Consider the following 18333-nt stretch of genomic DNA (forward strand, 5'->3'; position numbering starts at 1 on the left):
CGAAGCTTGATCAGTAGGTTGTGCTCCGATTGCCCAAAGGCAACCATCGCAGAAATTTTATTGCCGCGTTCGGAACGCGCCAATAAACTGTTGTTGACGTTTTGCTGTTCAGTTTTCAAGGTTCATGTTGTTCGCCCTGTAAAAGCGACTCCTCTAATTTAACATCGCTGCTTTTAAGTGTCAAGCACTTTTTATTATTGCGAAAAACTTAATTGCCTTAGCGACGTGTACTATCATAATACGGATCCCTCTTACTTGTCAACAATAAAATCAAAAAAATTTAAATCACTTATAAAATTACTTATACCAAAGTTATTTCATTATTGTTATACCGCTATTCCCCTCTCTTTTCTTACATGAAAAAGAGCTGATTTCTTAATAGAAATCAGCTCAAAAACCACCAAACTCCCTTTTAGCTTTTCACATAATAATAACGATGGAAGATTCCTTCGCTTTTCGTCTTTACTCCTTTAATCGAAATCAAATCTTTCTCTACCAAATATTCAATAAAGACTTCCAAGTCCGAAGAATAGTTTTTCAACTCTTCTTGTTCGTGCAGCTCTTGGATTGTCCAACTTTCCTGCTTCTCCATTACTTCTCTAATGTGCTGGGCTCCATCGTTCGTGCGAGAGTGAATATGAAACTCGCTTGCCAAAAATAAGAGTTCCAATCTTTTATGGATCGGTTCATCGCTTAAGATCAATTCTTCATATAGTTTATAAATAGATGGTTCCATCTGTTTGACTTGCGACCACACCGTCACTTCAGGCGGAAGTCCGTTTTCCAAAACTGCGAGCCTAGCCAGATGATGAAGTGATTCTACTATATGATTATAAGCATCCATATAATTTTTTTCTTCAAAAAACACTTTTCCTTCTAAATAACGCCGAATCAGCTTTGCGAATTCAATTCCCATTTTAATCTTTCGGCCATAAAACGGATAGTCTTTCAATTCCGTTTTCAGCTTTTCCATAAATTCATTGCGATCGTATATAATTCGCCCACGAAAAAGCCAATCCACAATTTTACGATTGGTTCCAAGCAATATCCATTTTCGCAATTGCTTTTCAGTAACGATATGCATCGCCGCTTTTTTGTCCAGATATGTGTAATGTTTAGTGAAAACAGATGTATCGTTTTCTTTTGTGATGATCAGCAGCACCGAATCGAACGTATCTGTAATCGGACTGACTTTTTCCCTTTTTTCTATCAGCACTACGCCTAAGGTACTTTCTTGGCTGGCGCGTTCTTGATAAATTGGCCGTAGAATTTGTTCCATTGAATTTCACTCCTTGAGTGGCTAACTTTTAATCTCACATGTTGTCTAAAACTTAATATGAAAAAGCTCGTTTCCCCTTATTCTCTAATTCGACATATTTCTGTTAGATTCCTTCATCCGAAAATCATTATCACTTTTTAACGTCCATTATGATATAGTATGATGGATGCAAGGAGGAACGAATAAATGAAACCTTATAAAAATAAAATTAACCGAATCCGAACTTTCGCTTTATCGCTGGTTTTTATCGGAATCGTTATTATGTATGTCGGCATCTACTTTAAGAACCAGCCGGCCGTTATGGTCATCTTTATGCTGCTGGGCGTGCTGGCGGTTATCGGAAGCACAGGTGTTTATGCTTGGATCGGCCTGCTTTCAATGAAAACCATTCCAGTCGAATGCCCGAATTGCGGTAAGCAAACGAAAATGCTTGGGCGCGTGGACATGTGCATGCATTGCAACGAACCATTAACGATGGATCCTACTCTTGAAGGAAAAGAATTCAGCGAAGAATATAATAAGAAAAATTCTTAACTATAACGTAAAAGCTCCACCGGCCCTTCTTGTCCGGTGGAGCTTTTCAATTGTCGCCGAGAAAGCGCGAAATAAAAATGAGCATGGAAGCCATGCTCACAGTTATTGTGCTTTAGCGGTTTTTCCTATGCAATCTTGGCACGTGCCGTATAGTTCCAAGCGATGGTAATCCACTTGGAAGCCTGTAACGTGTGAAGCTAAATGCTCTACTTCGTCCAATCCTGGATAATGAAAATCGACAATTTTGCCGCAGTCGCTGCAAATCATATGGTAATGGTCATGTGTCACAAAGTCAAAACGGCTTGACGCATCTCCATAAGTCAATTCCTTTACCAGTCCCGCTTTTCGGAATACACGCAAATTATTATATACAGTTGCTACACTCATATTTGGAAAAGTTTTCTCTAACGCGCGATAAATGTCATCCGCTGTCGGGTGTGCTGTTGAGTGAATCATATACTCCAGTATTGCATGGCGCTGGGGCGTGATTCTTACACCTGTTGACTTCAAAGCATCAAGCGCGTCTTTTAATTGCACTTCAGACATCGCTGTGCACCTCACTTCATAAGTATTCTTACATTATAATCGTTATAAATAGTGTACTTAAAAAGGAGGGTGCATGTCAAGAATTCACCATATTGCCGCCTTGCCAGCGGTCTATTTGTCTTATTTGCCGTCATGAAGTTCTTGTTCTTTCTTGCCGAGTTTGAGATTTACAAATCGGGCTGCAACAAATAGGAAATCAGACAAACGATTCAAATAAGCTAATACAATCGGCGAGACTCCTTCGCCAATCGAAATCGCCGCACGCTCTGTCCGACGGACGACAGTCCGTGCAACATGAAGCGCCGCTCCTGCTGGATGCCCTCCAGGCAGAATGAAATTATTCAATGGAGGAACTTGCTCATCATACTGATCGATCCACTGCTCCAACTTTTCGATGTCTTGCTCAGTCAGCTTCCATTTGACCTCTTTACCGCTTGGAGTAGCAAGTTCTGCTCCTACATGGAACAGCTTTGTTTGGATTTCATGGAAAGCTTGGTTCAGATCTTCTTTTTCTTCGAAAAATTCTTCAGCCATATGCCCTACCGCCAAGCCAATCATCGAATTTGCTTCATCACATGTCCCGTAAGCTTCAACCAGCGCATCGTTTTTTGCAACCCGGTTGCCGTAAACCAGGGAAGTCATCCCTTTGTCGCCCGTTTTCGTGTAAATTTTCATCATCAATACCCCTTTTCCAAATTAACAAGATTTGTTGGGTTTCGATCTTCCAAGAGCCATTTATGCAAATTAGGAATAAAAATCTCTAATGCACGATCCACATATTTCTTTGAATGGCTAGAAGCATGAGGTGAAATCACGACATTTTTCATATTCCAATAAGGATGATCAAGCGGAAGCGGCTCTTGTTCAAAAACGTCGAGTACAGCAAAGCCAATAACACCATTTCGGAGCGCCTCAAGTAAAATACGGTCTTCTACTAAATCCCCCCGTCCAAAATTCATAAAAATGGCATCATTCTTCATCGCTTCAAAATGTTCTTTCTTCAGCATATGCTTTGTTTCTTTTGTACTTGGCACAACGGAGATGACAATATCCGCTTGCGGCAGCTTCTCCAAAATATCTTTAAATGAAACCATCTCGTCCATATGGTCTGCAGCATCTCCAGAACGGTTGCAGCCGATGGTCCGAACATTGAACGCTTGAAGCAGCCGGCCGATTTCAGAACCGATAGCTCCCGGGCCGATGATCAACGCAGTTGAACCAAAAAGTTCGGATGCCCCGGTCTTCCGGTTCCATTCATTGTTCTGCTGGCTCTCATAGATGAATGGTAGGGAACGTTTCAGTGCCAATAAATGAGCCAGCACCGATTCGGTCATCGGCGTTTTATGGATGCCTTTGACATTGGACACGACAATTCCGCGTTCTTTCATCGCTCCAAGCGGCATCTTTTCCACTCCCGCGCTTGCCACCATGATCCATTTCAATTTTTCGGCTTTGTTGATATCTTCTTCTGTGATGTCTTCTCCGTAAGTCACCAAAACCTCTGCTGTCGGCAAGCGGGTTTTGTCTTTATCTGCAAAATAAAAATCAACATTCGGGAATTCTTTTTCGAGCGTCTCCTGTTGTGCTGTTCTTGGTGTGAATGTAAACAAAACTTCCATGCTGGCTTTCTCCCCTTTTCACTGATTGCTAAGCGTCTTTAAAGTTTTCAAAACTTCTTTGATGTGGTCAGGCACTTTCACTTTTCGCCATTCTTTAATAACCATGCCAGTCGGGTCAATCAAGAAAGTCGAACGCTCGATTCCCATAAATGTTTTGCCATACATCTTTTTCTCCACCCATACTCCGTATTCCTCTGACACTTTATGGTCTTCGTCCACTAAAAGTGAGAACGGCAGGCCGTGCTTCTCAATGAATTTGTTGTGCTGGTCGGCTGAATCGGCACTCACCCCTAGGATTACGGCGTTCATTTCAGAAAAATCCGCTTGCGCATCCCGAAAATCACAGGCTTGCGTGGTACATCCAGGCGTCATGTCTTTGGGATAAAAATATAACACCACATATTTTTCTCCTGCAAAATCTTTCAGCGTAACCGTTTCTCCTGTTTCATTCGCCAAACTGAAAGCTGGCGCTTGCAATCCTTCTAAAGTGGCCAATTCCATCACTCCTTTTCTTTCTTCTATCGTACCTAAGCGGAAGATAGGTTTCAATTTCTTTGGCACTAATGAAAAATATTGTCTACAATAAGAAAGAGCAATAAATAGGAGGCTTTAAAATGAACTACACAATATCAGAACAACTGCACGAAGAAGCGCTGCAGCATATCGTCGGCGGAGTCAATAGCCCGTCGCGGTCATATAAAGCAGTAGGCGGAGGTTCGCCAGTTTCGATGGAACGCGCAAAAGGCGCTTATTTTTGGGATGTCGACGGCAATAAATACATCGATTACTTGGCAGCGTATGGCCCGATTATTACAGGGCATGCCCATCCACACATCACGAAAGCCATCACGCATGCAGCAGAAACCGGATTGCTGTACGGAACTCCGACAAGACACGAAATCACTTTTGCTAAAATGTTGAAAGAAGCAATGCCGAACATGGACAAGGTCCGTTTTGTCAACAGCGGAACTGAAGCGGTCATGACGACCATCCGCGTGTCGCGAGCTTATACCGGCCGAACAAAAATTATGAAATTCGCCGGCTGCTACCACGGCCACTCTGACCTGGTTCTTGTTGCGGCAGGTTCAGGACCTGCCACACTCGGAACCCCGGATTCCGCTGGCGTTCCAAAAACGATCGCTGAAGAAGTCATCACAATCCCCTTTAACGATCCAGCCGCTTTTTCAGAAGCCATGGACAGATGGGGAGAAGAAATTGCTTGTATCCTAGTGGAGCCGATTGTCGGAAACTTCGGGATTGTAGAACCGAAGAAAGGCTTCTTAGAAGAAGTTCACCGCATCGCAAAAGAAAAAGGCGCTTTGATCATTTATGACGAAGTTATTACTGCTTTCCGTTTCCACTATGGGGGTGCACAAGATCTCCTGGGCTTGGTACCGGATCTTACCGCTCTAGGCAAAATCATCGGCGGCGGTTTGCCAATTGGCGCTTATGGCGGCAAAAAGGAAATCATGGACACGGTCGCCCCTCTCGGGCCTGCGTATCAGGCCGGGACGATGGCCGGCAATCCGGCATCTATCCAAGCTGGCATTGCCTGCCTCGAGGTTCTTCGAGAAGAAGGTGTATATGAAAAAATGGACGAACTCGGCCGCCTGCTCGAAGAAGGTATTCTTGCAGCAGCTGAAGAATTTGGTGTCACTATCACCGTCAATCGTTTAAAAGGCGCTTTAACAATTTACTTTACCGATGTAAAAGTGGAAAATTACGAACAAGCTGAAGCAACCGACGGAGAAATTTTTGGGCGCTTCTTCAAGCTGATGCTTGATCAAGGAATCAATCTAGCCCCTTCAAAATACGAAGCGTGGTTTTTAACGACCGAACACACAACAGAAGATGTGGAAGTTTCGATCAAAGCGGTCCGTGAAGCATTCCGACAGCTTTAATCGGGGAAAAAAACCGCCATTGTAAAAGAAAGGAGTGCTTAATCACATGCAATTGGGCGCACGTATATTCAAGACTGGCATAGCGATTTCCCTAGCATTGTTTTTGGCTAATTGGCTCGAATTGCCAATTCCTTTCGTGGCGGGAATATCTGCAATATTCGCCATCCAACCCTCGGTATACCGGTCATATTTGACGGTCTTAGACCAAATATACGGAAATTTAATCGGGGCTGTTATTGCAATCATTTTCGTATTAACGCTTGGATCAAATTATTTAACGGTGGGATTGGCGGCTGTCTTGGCCATTATCCTCATGGTAAAATTAAACCTTAACAATCCGGTTCCCTTAACACTCGTAACGCTTATTGTCATAATGGAATCGCATCAAGAACAGTTTTTACAATTTGCAGGACTCCGGTTTTTGACGATTCTCCTTGGTATTTTGTCCGCCTTTATTGTAAATATGATCTTTTTGCCCCCTAAATATGAAACACGTTTGTTTACCTCCATCCACGGAGTAACAGAAGAAGTGATTCGTTGGATACGCGTATCAATCCGCCACGCCTCTGACTATTCTTCTGTTAAAAGTGATATCGGCAAATTGGCTGATAAGCTGGACAAGGTAGATCAATGGTATTCATTTTATAAAGATGAGCGCAGCTATACGATAAAGCAGCAATTTGTAAAAGGACGAAAATTGGTCTTATACCGGCAAATGATTGCTACTACTAAAAAGAGTTTGGAAGTTCTTAAACGGCTTCACCGGTATGAAAATGAATTGACCGACCTTCCTGAACATTTTCATATGATGGTACAAGAACGTCTCGAAAGTTTGGCGAGTTACCATGAACAGCTATATATGAAATATGTCGGAAAATTGAGGCCGGAACATAGTGAAACAGCCGGAACCGATTCCGTTCTAAAACGCTACGAAGTGATGGACGTGTTTGTCAGGGAGATTAATCTGGCGCACGAAGATTCAACGAGTGAATTTTCGGCTTATCATTTGATGCATATTTTATCGGCGATTTTGGATTACGAAGAACAGTTGGAGCATTTGGATCTTCTTATTATCGCGTATTTGAACTACCATTCGGATGAAGTAGGATCCGAATTGGAAAATACCATATAAAAAAACGTGCCTGGCAAATGCCTGGCACGTTTTTTTATGATTTCATGCGCGGGTCTAGCGCATCGCGCAGCCCATCGCCCATCAAGTTAAACCCGAGAACAGTCAGCATGATGGCAATGCCCGGGAAAATCATCGTCCACGGTGCATTGGTTAAATATGATCTGGAATCCGCCAGCATTTTCCCCCATTCGGGAGACGGAGCTTGTGCACCTAGCCCTAAAAAGCCGAGCGCCGCTGCTTCAATGATGGCTGTTGCAATAGCAAGTGTTCCCTGTACGATAACCGGCGCCATCGAATTCGGCAAGATATGGGAAAACAAGATCCGATTATCTTTCATGCCAATGGCTTTTGCAGACATGATGTATTCATCTTCTTTGATGCTCAATACTTTCGAGCGGATCAAGCGCCCGAAGTTTGGAACGTTGATCAGCGCAATGGCAATCAATGCATTTCGGAGTGACGGCCCAAGGACCGATACTACCGCAATCGCCAGCAAAATGCTTGGAAATGCCAACATGATATCAAAAATGCGGGAAATAATGGTATCCACCCAACGTCCATAGTAGCCGGCAAGGATTCCTAAAATACTGCCCATGACGGCCGAACCGACTACCGCTAAAAACCCAACCCATAAGGAAATTCTTGCGCCGTATACAATACGCGATAATATGTCTCGTCCAAAATCATCTGTGCCCATCCAATGTTCGCCGGAAGGAGGCAGCAGCTTATTGGTTAAATTTTGCTCATTGATCCCTTGCGGTGTAAAAAGTGGACCGAATATCGCCAATAAGATGAAGAAAAATACAATTCCCATGCCGACTACCGCCACTTTGCTTTTTCGGAATCCGCGCCACGCCTCTTTCCAAGGTCCAGCAACTTTTTCCATGTTCACATCATTTTTATCGATAGCTGATTGTGCCATTCTGCTTCTCCTCCTTCCTAATCGTATTTAATACGTGGATCGATCAAGCCGTACAGCATATCTACAAGTAGATTGATCATGACGAAAATAAACGCGACAATCAAAATTCCAGACTGGATTACCGGATAGTCACGGAATCCAATTGCCTCATAAATATAACGGCCGATTCCTGGCCATCCAAAAATCGTCTCTGTCAAAATGGCGCCGCCTAGAAGCAAGCCCATCTGGAGGCCGATAATTGTTAAAACTGGGATGATGGCATTTTTTAGTGCATGTTTATAAACCACCCAGAACATTTTCAATCCTTTTGAACGTGCAGTCCGTACATAATCGGAACGCATAACTTCAAGCATGCTCGATCGGGTCATACGTGCAATAATCGCCATCGGAATCGTCGCCAATGCCGTGCCAGGCAGAATTAGATGCTTGAGCACAATGGAAAATTGTGCAAAATCCCCTTGGATCAACGTGTCAATCAAGTAAAAATGTGTAATGACCTCTACCGGATCACGGACATTTTCTCTTCCCGTCGTCGGAAGAACTCCTAGTTCGATTGAGAAAATCCACTGATTCATCAAACCAAGCCAAAATATCGGCATGGAAACCCCAATCAATGCAATGATCATCGCTAAGTAGTCAAACCATGAATTTTGGAACCAAGCGGAAATGATGCCAGCGTTAATGCCGATAATAACAGCGATAATAATGGCGAATACAGACAGTTCAATCGTCGCCGCTAAGTACGGCCATACTTCATCTGCGACAGGTGTCCTGGTGCGCAGCGATTCCCCTAAATCACCGGTCAACAGCCCTTTCAGGTATTCAAAATATTGGATATACCATGGGTTATCTAAACCGAGTGTCGTTCTTAATGCTTTAATCGCTTCTTCGGATGCTTGCTGGCCTAAAATGACTTGAGCAGGATCACCCGGTATCGCCCGTATGATCAAGAAGACGATAAATGTCATCCCCAACAAAACAGGAATAAGTTGGAAAATCCGCCTTCCGATATAGTTAAGCATTTTCTCCACCTCTCACTTTCTTACATTATGTAAAAACTAAGAAAAAAGAGGAGAAATCAATTTGACCTCTCCTCTCAGAATGCTTACTGCAAATCAACAGTTGATAATTTGTCAGAACCTGTTGGATGCGCTTTAAAGTTCACTACATTTTTACCGCCGGCAAGCAATGGCGTTGAGTGCGCAAGTGGAACCCATGGTGCATCTTCGTGGATGATTTCTTGTGCTTGCTTATACAATTCGTTGCGCGTGTCTTCATCTACTTCTGTTTGAGCTTGAATCAAGATATCGTGCAATTCTTGGTTTTCATAGTATGTGTAGTTGTTCGAACCGATATTGTCCTGGTCAAGCAGTACATAAAGGAAGTTATCAGCATCGCCGTTATCGCCTGTCCAGCCGAGCAAGAACGCATCCGCTTCTCCTGCCGCCGCCTTTTCAAGGTAAGTAGCCCACTCAAACGATACGATTTCAGCTTTGATGCCAACATCCGCCAAGTTTTTCTGGATTGCTTCCGCTACTTTTTGTCCATCTGGCATATACGGACGCGGAACCGGCATTGCATAAAGTTCCATTTCAAAACCATCTTCAAGTCCTGCTTCTTTCAATAGCGCTTTTGCTTTTTCAGGATCGTATTCATATCCTTCAATGTCATCATTGTAGCCGTTGATTACTGGCGGCATCGGGTTCTTAGCAACTTCCCCTCGCCCTTCGAAGAATGCATCAACAATGGCTTGCTTATCGATTGCATGGTTCATCGCCTGGCGCACTTTCGGATCATCAAACGGTTCTCGTGTATTCGTTAACCCCAAGTAACCCACGTTCATGGAAGGACGTTCGAACAATTGAAGATCGGCATTGCCTTCGATAGTTTCACCGTCTGATGGCGTGATGCCGTCAGCCAAATCGATTTCACCAGACAATAATGCATTCAGACGAGCTGAGTTGTCCGGGATTGAACGGAAGATGACACGATCCAATTTCGGTTCGCCTTCAACCCAATAATCCGCATTCTTTTCGATTGTCACTGTATCATTGCGCTTCCATTCGACAAATTTGAATGGCCCTGTACCGACTGGGCTATCGCCGAATTTGTCTCCAGCTTCTTCAAAAGCAGTGGGTGATGCAATTCCGAAAGAACTCATCGCTAAGTTTTTCAAGAAAGGAGCTTGCGGGCGTTTTAATTTGAATTCAACTTCGTAATCGCCAGTTGCGGTAACGGATTCGATCACGTGTCCTTCTTCATCACCGAAGCCGCCAAACATTGAACCGTAATAAGGAAATTTATCAGCATCTCCTGCAGCCCAGCGTTCGAAGTTTTTAACAACCGCTTCTGCATTGAAATCCGTGCCATCATGGAATTTGACGCCTTCTTCTAAGACAAACGTATACGTCAAACCATCTTCAGCAGCTGTCCATTCTTTTGCTAATCCTGGATGAATTTCTGTATCTTGTTCACCAAAGTTCACCAAGGTATCAAAAATGTTTTTTGTAACTTTGTAAGATTCTCCGTCTGTTACGACAATCGGATCAAGTGACACAGAGTCGCCGCCGCGTCCAAAGATCAGCGTTTTTTCCTCTGCTGATTCCCCTTCAGCACCTCCGCTTTCAGCCCCTTCTGAACTGTTGCCTGAACTACAGCCGTAAAGCGCTGTCGAAATTAGCATCAGCATGAGCAATGCTAGTGACAAGAACTTTTTATTTCCCAAATTGACCCCTCCATTTGTGTTTTTTTTATTATCATTGCGGCCTGGACTCTTTGTAAAGATGGCAGGCTACAGAATGACCTTTTTCAACTTCCGCGAAAATTGGTACCGTTGTTTCACAAATGTCCATTTTATAAGGGCAGCGCGTATGGAACCTGCAGCCGCTTGGAGGATTTGCGGGGCTTGGAATATCCCCTTTGATCACGACTTGCTCCCGTTCAAAATCCGGGTCCGGCACAGGAACAGCAGCCAGCAGCGCCTGTGTGTAAGGATGCAGCGGCTTTTCGTAAAGATCTTCGCTATTGGCGAGCTCCGCCATTTGGCCAAGATACATGACTCCCACACGGTCGCTGATATGGCGGACCACGCCGAGATCGTGAGCAATGAATATATAAGTTAGCTTCAACTCTTTCTGAAGATCCTGCATCAAGTTTAATACTTGAGCCTGAATCGAAACGTCGAGAGCTGAAACAGGCTCATCCGCAATAATTAGTTTTGGGTTCGTCATTAATGCCCGCGCAATGCCGATGCGCTGGCGCTGCCCGCCACTGAACTGATGAGGATAGCGTTTGGCATGATAGCTGCTGAGGCCAACGATTTCCAAAAAATCATGGACTTTCTTTTTCCGTTCTTTCGGATCGCCTATATTGTGGACATTCAACGGCTCCATCAAAATCTTCTCAATTGTATGCCGTGGATTCAATGAAGCATAAGGATCCTGGAAAACCATTTGGATATCCCGGCGCGCTTTTCTCATTTCCTGATTGGAAAGCTTGGTAAGTTCCTGGCCGTCAAAAAACACTTTGCCTTCTGTCGGGTCCAATAAGCGCATGAGCATACGTCCGGTCGTTGACTTTCCGCAACCGGATTCTCCCACTATCCCTAATGTCTCACCTTCAGCAACAGTAAACGATACATCGTCAACAGCTTTTACATAGTTTTTTACTTGCCCGAGAATTCCGGACTTTATAGGGAAATACTTTTTAAGCCCTTCAACTTTTAATAGCGGTTCTGTCATGCGCCGTTGCCTCCTTTGGATCAAATAGGAAACAGCGAGTTTTGTGGTTGTCCGCTGTTTGGTACAAGTCTGGATTTTCGGTAATGCAGCGGTCAAAGGCGAACTCGCAGCGCGGTGCAAATTTGCATCCCGTATGAATCGTCCCAGGTTTTGGCACATTTCCCGGAATCGAATAAAGGCGGTCTTTCTTAAACCGCATATCCGGAACAGACTGAAGCAGCCCGCGTGTATAAGGATGCTGCGGGTCTTTGAAAATCGTTTCGACAGGACCTTCTTCAACGACTTTTCCTGCGTACATGACAATGACCCGTTCACAGGTTTCTGCCACAACGCCTAAATCGTGGGTAATCAACAAGACTGCCGTATTCAATTTTTCATTCAAGTTTTTGATTAACGTCAAGATTTGGGCCTGGATGGTAACATCAAGCGCAGTAGTCGGTTCGTCCGCAATAAGCACTTTCGGATCGCAAAGCAGCGCCATTGCAATCATAACCCGCTGCCGCATCCCGCCTGAGAGCTGGTGTGGATATTCTTTCATTAAGTCTTCGGCGCGCGGCAATCCAACCAACCGCATCATTTCAACCGCACGGTCATTGACTTGCTTCTTTGACCAATCACGCTTGTGGATTTTAATTGCTTCTCTCAATTGGTCGCCGATTGTAAAAAGGGGATTTAAAGAAGTCATCGGTTCCTGGAAAATCATCGCAATATCATTGCCCCGGATTTCGCGCATCTTCTTCTCTGGCAATCGGGTTAAATCCTTATCCTGAAATAAAATTTCCCCACCAGTTATTTTCCCTGGAGGGCTCGGTACAAGGCCCATAATCGACAAGGATGTAACACTTTTTCCACAGCCGGATTCTCCTACGATGCCCAGAACTTCCCCTTCTCGTATGTGAAAATTGACATTATCTACTGCCGGGATTTCTCCGTCATCTGTGAAAAAGGTCGTTTTTAACCCTTTCACATCCAAAATCGTTTTGCGTTCCCCCACATCGTCACCCCTTTTTACTTCAAACAGTTTACGGAAAATTAATTTTATTTTAATTATACGGAATATTAGGTTGATTGCAATAGTATTTTAAAACTATCAACTTTTAAACTCATTCTATGTATACAAAAAAGCCCCCAAAAAAACTGGGGGCTTAAACACTATCAAACAAAATGTTGAACTTGAAATAAATCATGGTAAATGCCTTGCCGCTTCATCAATTCATCGTGGCTTCCTTTTTCAACCAGCTTTCCATGATTGATTACGAGAATTTGATCGGCGTGGGTAATGGTCGACAAACGATGCGCAACAATCAATGTTGTGCGGTCATGCGCCAACTTCTCAAGCGAATCCTGAATCAACGATTCGCTTTCCAAATCCAGCGCGGATGTCGCTTCATCCAAAATCAAAATCGGCGGATTTTTCAGGAAAACCCGGGCAATCGCCACACGCTGTTTTTGGCCGCCTGAGAGCTTGACGCCCCGCTCGCCAACTTTAGTGTCGTAACCTTGCGGCAGCAATTCGATAAACTCATGAGCGTTTGCCGCTTTTGCCGCAGCGACCACTTCTTCATCTGTGGCCTCTGGCCGGCCCATTAAAATATTGGACTTAACCGAATCACTGAATAAGATAGAGTCTTGGAGCACCAGGCCGATTTGGTCCCGCAGCGAATGGGTGGTAACATCTTTCAAATTGTGGCCGTCCATCAAGATGCTGCCATCCGTCACATCGTAGAAGCGCGGAATTAAAGAGACAATGGTGGATTTTCCGCCACCGCTCATTCCAACAAAGGCAACGGTCTCTCCTGGCTGCACCGTAAAATTCAAATCAGACAGCACCGCTTCTGTGCTATCGCTGTAATGGAAAGAGACATCGCGGAATTCCAGTTTTCCCTCCACGTTTTTTAAATCGCGGGCATCCTCTTTATCCTTCACATCATAATCTTCGTCCATCAATTCAAAGACACGGTCCATTGAAGCAAAAGACTGGGTCAACGTCGTGGATGAATTGACCAATCGGCGCAGCGGATTGTACAAGCGTTCGATATAAGCGATAAAAGCAACCATTGTTCCGACCGACAGATCGCCTTGAATCACTTGATAGCCGGCATAGCCAATTACCAAAAGCGGCGCGACATCCGTAATGGTGTTGACCACCGCGAATGCTTTGGCGTTCCATTTTGTATGATCCACCGCTTTTTCAAGAAACTGGTCATTGGTTGAGTCAAAAATTTTCTGCTCATGCTTTTCTAATACAAAACTTTTGATGATGCTGATTCCTTGGACTCGTTCATGCAAATAACTCTGGACGTTCGCCAATGCTTGAGAACGCTCTTTCGTTAAGTCACGGAGACGGCCGAAGAAATACTTGACGCTGAAAGCGTAGAACGGAAACGCAATGAGTGTTACCAGTGTAAGCGGCACATCCATTGTCAGCATGATGCCGATTGCGATCAAGATTGTTGCCAAGTCCAGCCATAAATTCATCAAGCCGATCATGACAAAGTTTTTTGTTTGCTCTACATCATTGATCACTCGGGAAATCACTTCCCCAGCTCTCGTATTGGCATAAAACCGCAAGCTTAAACGCTGAAGATGGCCATATAATTCTTGGCGGATATCATACAGGATTTTATTGCTGACAAGTTGGGCATAGTATTGGCGGTAATATTCGATGGGGGGACGGAAGATAAAAAACAGAATCGCTGTACCGCCGAGCCATATGTAAAGCTGTCTTAGCTTTTCATCGTTCGATAAAGCCTCTGCCCCAATAATATCGTCAATTACGATTTTAATAAGCAAAGGAATAAAAAGCGGGATAGCGAACTTCAAAATTCCGATCAATATAGTTAAGAGAATTTGCCAGTTGTACGGTTTGACAAACTTCATATAGCGTTTCATGCTGTTCAAAGCTTTCACTCCAATCTTTTCAAAATGAAAAACCTGTTGCCAAGCAACAGGCTTTCATTTTACTCACGAATCTTGTATTGCCTATGAAATTCATAGCGATTCGTCCATACTTCGATGAAGTCCGGGGCAAAAGGGCCTCGCCGCTGTTTAATCCAACCGATCAACTTTTCCACATTGCGGTGAAGGATTTGATCGATCACTTCAGGGTATCCCATTTGCCGTTTGTGTTCTTCATATTCGTCTTCGTCCAACAGCGTGTATGACATATCCGGAAACACTTTCACATCTAGATCATAATCGATGTACTTTAACGATCCATTATTATAGACAAATGGAGAACTTACATTGCAATAATAATAGACCCCATCTTCACGCAGCATGCATATGATATTGAACCAATGTTCCGCGTGGAAATAGCAAATGGATGGTTCGCGGGTCAACCACGTTCTGCCATCGGATTCTGTTACCATCGTCCGCTCATTTGCACCAATTACAATGTTGTTTGTTCCTTTAAGTACAGTTGTTTCCTGCCAGACACGGTGGATTCGGCCGTTGTGTTTGTAGCTGTGGATTTGTATCGTTTCTCCCTCTGCAGGAATCGCCATGTACCATCCCACCTTCTTGTCTAAGCCCTATATTTGCTGTTATTTCAACATTATATCAATCAATTCTGAAAACATACAGTAATAAGGCGGCAGGACCAAAGGATTATAGGACGACCGAACGCCCGCCGTCGACAATGATTGTCTGTCCGCGAATCATGTCTGCAGCGTCTGAAATCAGGAACAGCGCCGTTTTGACCATGTCGTCGATTTCAACCATGCGCCCTGCTGGCGTGTTGACGCGCGCATCATTCAATAGTTCTTCGCGGTTCGGGAAATGTTTCAGCGCATCAGTGTCAAGCGCCCCGCCGGAAACCGTGTTGACTGAGATTCCTTTAGGTGCGAGTTCCACAGCCAAATAGCGGGTGATGGATTCAACAGCCGCTTTTGACACGCCGATTGTCGTGTAGTTTTCAAGATAACGGATTGAGCCAAGCGAAGAAATGCCGACAATTTTCCCGCCTTTGTCCATAAGTTTCGCAGCTTCTTGCGCACCGAACAACATGGCTTTTGCGTTGATGTTCATCGTCCAGTCCCAATGCGATTCTTCCAATTCCATGATCGGGCGAAGAACACCTGATGCTGCATTGGAAACAAACACATCCAACCGGCCGAATTCTTCTTTGATCGTTTCAAACATGGCACGCAATTTTTCAACATCTCCAACATTGGCGCGCACAAGCAGCGCACGTCGCCCTAGCGCTTCCACTTCTTTTACCGTTTCAAGCGCAGCAGTTTTGCTGCGGGCATAGTTAACAACTATGTCGTATCCCTGTTCCGCCAAGGCAATTGCCATTGCCTTGCCCAGCCCTCTGCTGCTTCCTGTAACCAATGCCACTTTTTGTTCTGCCATTATCATACATCTCCTCTAAGTTGTAATGCCGTTTTCATTTTTTGAACCGGCCCTGCTATTGGCAGCAAGTCGAGTTCTGCTGCCGTCACCCATTTCATGTGGGCAGGAATTTTTAAATTTTCTCCTTTGGCGATATAGCCATCCACATTCCATGTTAAATGAGAAAAGACGTGTTTGAAAGAAGTAATTTTTTCAACACCGTCGACTCTTCCGCTGAAACTCTCGGAAAGTTCTTCTTCGATTTCAAACGGCAGCACCTCTTTTGCCAGTTCCAGCATTGGAAACTGCCACATATTTGCAAGCAGGCCGGCGGATGGCCGCTGTTCCATTAAAACAGAATCGACTGACTTGACCGCGACCATTGCATACTGTACCGCCTTGTTTTTCTTGGCTTTCGTTTTGATCGGTAAATCCTGCTGTTTGCCTTCATGGAAAGCGGTGCAATGTTCACGTACCGGACACAACAAACATTTCGGTGAAGTAGGCGTACAAATCAAAGCACCAAGCTCCATCAATCCTTGATTGAATGATGAAGGATCATCGTGGCTAATGATTTCTGTCACAGCTTCTTCGAAAATTTTGCGTGTCTTCGGCTTGGCAATATCTTCTTCGATCAACAAAATCCGTGACAGGACCCGCATAACATTTCCATCTACAGCATGTTCCGGAATTCCGTATGCGATGCTCAAGACCGCTCCTGCCGTATAGGGGCCGACACCTTTAAGCGAAGAGAACTCTTTTCGGTTGTCCGGCACGATGCCTCCGTAATTTTCCGCTACTTCTTTAACACCTGCCTGGAGGTTACGCGCACGCGAATAATAGCCGAGCCCTTCCCATTCTTTCAGCAGGACTTGTTCATCCGCTTTTGCAAGATCATGCAATGTGGGAAATTTTTCGACAAACCGTTTATAATAAGGGATTACTGTGTCTACTCTGGTTTGCTGCAGCATGATTTCTGAAATCCAAATTTGATATGGGTCCGCCGTGCGTCTCCATGGCAGATCCCTTTTTTCCGCTAAAAACCAGCCGATTAAATCTTGTTGAAATTGCTTTTTGTCAATATTGATTGTCATTGCCTCCAGTTGGGGAGATTATTCCCCAAGAATTTCGGGTATTATAGCACCATCAGTGAATGTTATTATTTTAACAAAATATAACGATTACCGACAAAATTTAACTTATAAAGAAAGGGGATGAAGCAATGGATACAGGCACGCACGTTGTCATGGGCATTGCCCTCGGCGGCCTTGCCATGGCAGATCCGGCAGTAGCCGGCCATCCTATCACCATGACTGCGGTAATTGCAGGAACCATCATCGGCTCTCAAGCCCCTGATATCGATACTGTTCTAAAATTGCGGAATAACGCCGTTTATATCCGGCATCACCGCGGCATTACCCATTCCATACCGGCTGTCTTAATATGGCCGATATTGATAACTTTTGTTTTAGGGCTCATCTTTCAGGAAGCCAATATACTGCACTTGTGGCTATGGACTTTTTTGGCCGTGTTTCTCCATGTCTTTGTGGACATATTCAATTCATACGGCACCCAGGCACTCCGGCCTTTTTCGAACAAATGGGTTGCGCTTGGCGTAATTAATACATTTGACCCGATTATTTTCGGCGCCCATTTGATCGCTTTAATGTTCTGGGCTTTCGGAACAGATCCTGTTTGGACGATTTCAATTTTGTACATCATTCTGTTCTTTTATTACGTAGCCCGCTTTGCGGTACAGTCAGCAGTACGGCATGCAGTCCGCAACACCATTCCGGACGCCGAAGAAATTATTGTCGCTCCAACCATCCGCTTTTTTCAATGGCGTATCGCGGCAGACTCTAAGCGCCATCATTATGTAGGCCGGGCATATGGACGGTCAATCAATATTTACGACAAATTCCCGAAAACCCCGCTGCCGACTTCCAACTTGATGCAGGCAGCTTTAAAAGACAGAAACTTGGCTGCGTTTGTTTCCTTTTCTCCTCTTTACCGTTGGGAAATCAGTGAAATTGACGGCGTTTACGAAGTCCGTTTGATCGACTTGCGCTACCGCAGCAACGACTACTACCCATTTGTTGCCGTTGCCCGCTTGAATCACGAATGCAAAGTTATCCAGTCCTACACCGGCTGGATCTTCAGCGAAGATAAATTAAGAGAAAAACTGGATTTTAGTATGAACTAATAAAACTAAAAGCAAGCTTGGCTCAATTGGGATTGCTTTTAGATTTTTTAAATTTTCACCATGGCTGCTCTGCCTGATAAGTTCTATTAGCAGCCAAACATTTAGCTTTTAGAGGTTCTTTT

Annotated in this window: 18 protein-coding genes; 4 read left to right on the forward strand and 14 right to left on the reverse strand. The window is 44.4% G+C overall.

Features of this window, described 5'->3' with window-relative positions:
* Window positions 1–412: 412 nt before the first annotated feature.
* Entirely contained in the window at window positions 413–1279 is an 867-nt protein-coding gene (locus FQV28_RS01815) for a nucleotidyltransferase-like protein (RefSeq protein ID WP_146493900.1), read from the reverse strand.
* A 186-nt stretch (window positions 1280–1465) separates the two neighbouring features.
* Between FQV28_RS01815 and FQV28_RS01820 the strand changes: the two genes are divergently transcribed.
* Window positions 1466–1813, forward strand: coding sequence for a YgzB family protein (locus tag FQV28_RS01820; RefSeq protein ID WP_146493901.1), 348 nt, complete (start codon window positions 1466–1468; stop codon window positions 1811–1813).
* Window positions 1814–1915: 102 nt separating this feature from the next.
* Here the strand turns inward: FQV28_RS01820 and perR are convergent, their stop codons facing one another.
* From perR to bcp, 4 genes are all read right to left on the reverse strand, one after another.
* Window positions 1916–2359, reverse strand: a complete 444-nt coding sequence (gene perR / locus FQV28_RS01825) for a peroxide-responsive transcriptional repressor PerR (protein WP_146493902.1) — start codon at window positions 2357–2359, stop codon at window positions 1916–1918.
* A gap of 120 nt (window positions 2360–2479) precedes the next feature.
* Window positions 2480–3034, reverse strand: coding sequence for a cob(I)yrinic acid a,c-diamide adenosyltransferase (locus FQV28_RS01830; protein WP_146493903.1), 555 nt, complete (start codon window positions 3032–3034; stop codon window positions 2480–2482).
* Window positions 3035–3036: 2 nt separating this feature from the next.
* Window positions 3037–3978, reverse strand: a complete 942-nt coding sequence (locus tag FQV28_RS01835; protein ID WP_146493904.1) for a D-2-hydroxyacid dehydrogenase — start codon at window positions 3976–3978, stop codon at window positions 3037–3039.
* 18 nt (window positions 3979–3996) lie between these two features.
* Window positions 3997–4473, reverse strand: a complete 477-nt coding sequence (bcp, locus tag FQV28_RS01840; RefSeq protein WP_146493905.1) for a thioredoxin-dependent thiol peroxidase — start codon at window positions 4471–4473, stop codon at window positions 3997–3999.
* Window positions 4474–4592: 119 nt separating this feature from the next.
* On the opposite strand from bcp, the gene FQV28_RS01845 reads away from it, so the two are divergent.
* Both FQV28_RS01845 and FQV28_RS01850 read left to right on the forward strand, forming a co-directional pair.
* Complete coding sequence (locus FQV28_RS01845; RefSeq protein ID WP_146493906.1) at window positions 4593–5879, forward strand: glutamate-1-semialdehyde 2,1-aminomutase; 1287 nt, start codon at window positions 4593–4595, stop codon at window positions 5877–5879.
* Between the two features lie 46 nt (window positions 5880–5925).
* Window positions 5926–7011, forward strand: a complete 1086-nt coding sequence (locus FQV28_RS01850) for an FUSC family protein (RefSeq protein WP_146493907.1) — start codon at window positions 5926–5928, stop codon at window positions 7009–7011.
* 34 nt (window positions 7012–7045) lie between these two features.
* On the opposite strand, the gene nikC is transcribed toward FQV28_RS01850, so the two are convergent.
* From nikC to mutY, 9 genes are all read right to left on the reverse strand, one after another.
* Entirely contained in the window at window positions 7046–7933 is an 888-nt protein-coding gene (gene nikC, locus FQV28_RS01855) for a nickel transporter permease (protein WP_146493908.1), read from the reverse strand.
* A gap of 17 nt (window positions 7934–7950) precedes the next feature.
* A complete protein-coding gene (locus tag FQV28_RS01860) occupies window positions 7951–8955 on the reverse strand; it encodes an ABC transporter permease (RefSeq protein ID WP_146493909.1) in 1005 nt (334 codons plus the stop codon).
* An 83-nt stretch (window positions 8956–9038) separates the two neighbouring features.
* On the reverse strand, window positions 9039–10622 hold the full coding sequence (locus tag FQV28_RS01865; RefSeq protein ID WP_370455097.1) for an ABC transporter substrate-binding protein: 1584 nt from the start codon (window positions 10620–10622) through the stop codon (window positions 9039–9041).
* A 67-nt stretch (window positions 10623–10689) separates the two neighbouring features.
* Window positions 10690–11673 carry an ABC transporter ATP-binding protein gene (locus tag FQV28_RS01870; protein ID WP_146493911.1) on the reverse strand — a complete coding sequence of 328 codons (984 nt, stop codon included), beginning with the start codon at window positions 11671–11673 and terminating at the stop codon, window positions 10690–10692.
* The gene (locus FQV28_RS01875; protein ID WP_146493912.1) at window positions 11648–12667 is read right to left on the reverse strand and encodes an ABC transporter ATP-binding protein; all 1020 of its coding nucleotides are present in this window, start codon (window positions 12665–12667) and stop codon (window positions 11648–11650) included. The genes FQV28_RS01870 and FQV28_RS01875 overlap by 26 nt, the downstream gene beginning before the upstream one ends.
* A gap of 161 nt (window positions 12668–12828) precedes the next feature.
* The gene (locus FQV28_RS01880; protein ID WP_146493913.1) at window positions 12829–14574 is read right to left on the reverse strand and encodes an ABC transporter ATP-binding protein; all 1746 of its coding nucleotides are present in this window, start codon (window positions 14572–14574) and stop codon (window positions 12829–12831) included.
* A 59-nt stretch (window positions 14575–14633) separates the two neighbouring features.
* Window positions 14634–15179 carry a nucleoside tri-diphosphate phosphatase gene (gene ntdP / locus FQV28_RS01885; protein WP_106534784.1) on the reverse strand — a complete coding sequence of 182 codons (546 nt, stop codon included), beginning with the start codon at window positions 15177–15179 and terminating at the stop codon, window positions 14634–14636.
* A 103-nt stretch (window positions 15180–15282) separates the two neighbouring features.
* On the reverse strand, window positions 15283–16029 hold the full coding sequence (gene fabL, locus FQV28_RS01890; protein WP_146493914.1) for an enoyl-[acyl-carrier-protein] reductase FabL: 747 nt from the start codon (window positions 16027–16029) through the stop codon (window positions 15283–15285).
* 2 nt (window positions 16030–16031) lie between these two features.
* The gene (mutY, locus tag FQV28_RS01895) at window positions 16032–17102 is read right to left on the reverse strand and encodes an A/G-specific adenine glycosylase (RefSeq protein WP_146493915.1); all 1071 of its coding nucleotides are present in this window, start codon (window positions 17100–17102) and stop codon (window positions 16032–16034) included.
* A 128-nt stretch (window positions 17103–17230) separates the two neighbouring features.
* On the opposite strand from mutY, the gene FQV28_RS01900 reads away from it, so the two are divergent.
* Entirely contained in the window at window positions 17231–18211 is a 981-nt protein-coding gene (locus FQV28_RS01900; RefSeq protein WP_146493916.1) for a metal-dependent hydrolase, read from the forward strand.
* The last annotated feature ends 122 nt before the right edge of the window (window positions 18212–18333 follow it).

It is taken from the genome of Planomicrobium sp. CPCC 101079, assembly GCF_007859275.1.
Taxonomy (GTDB): domain Bacteria; phylum Bacillota; class Bacilli; order Bacillales_A; family Planococcaceae; genus Planococcus.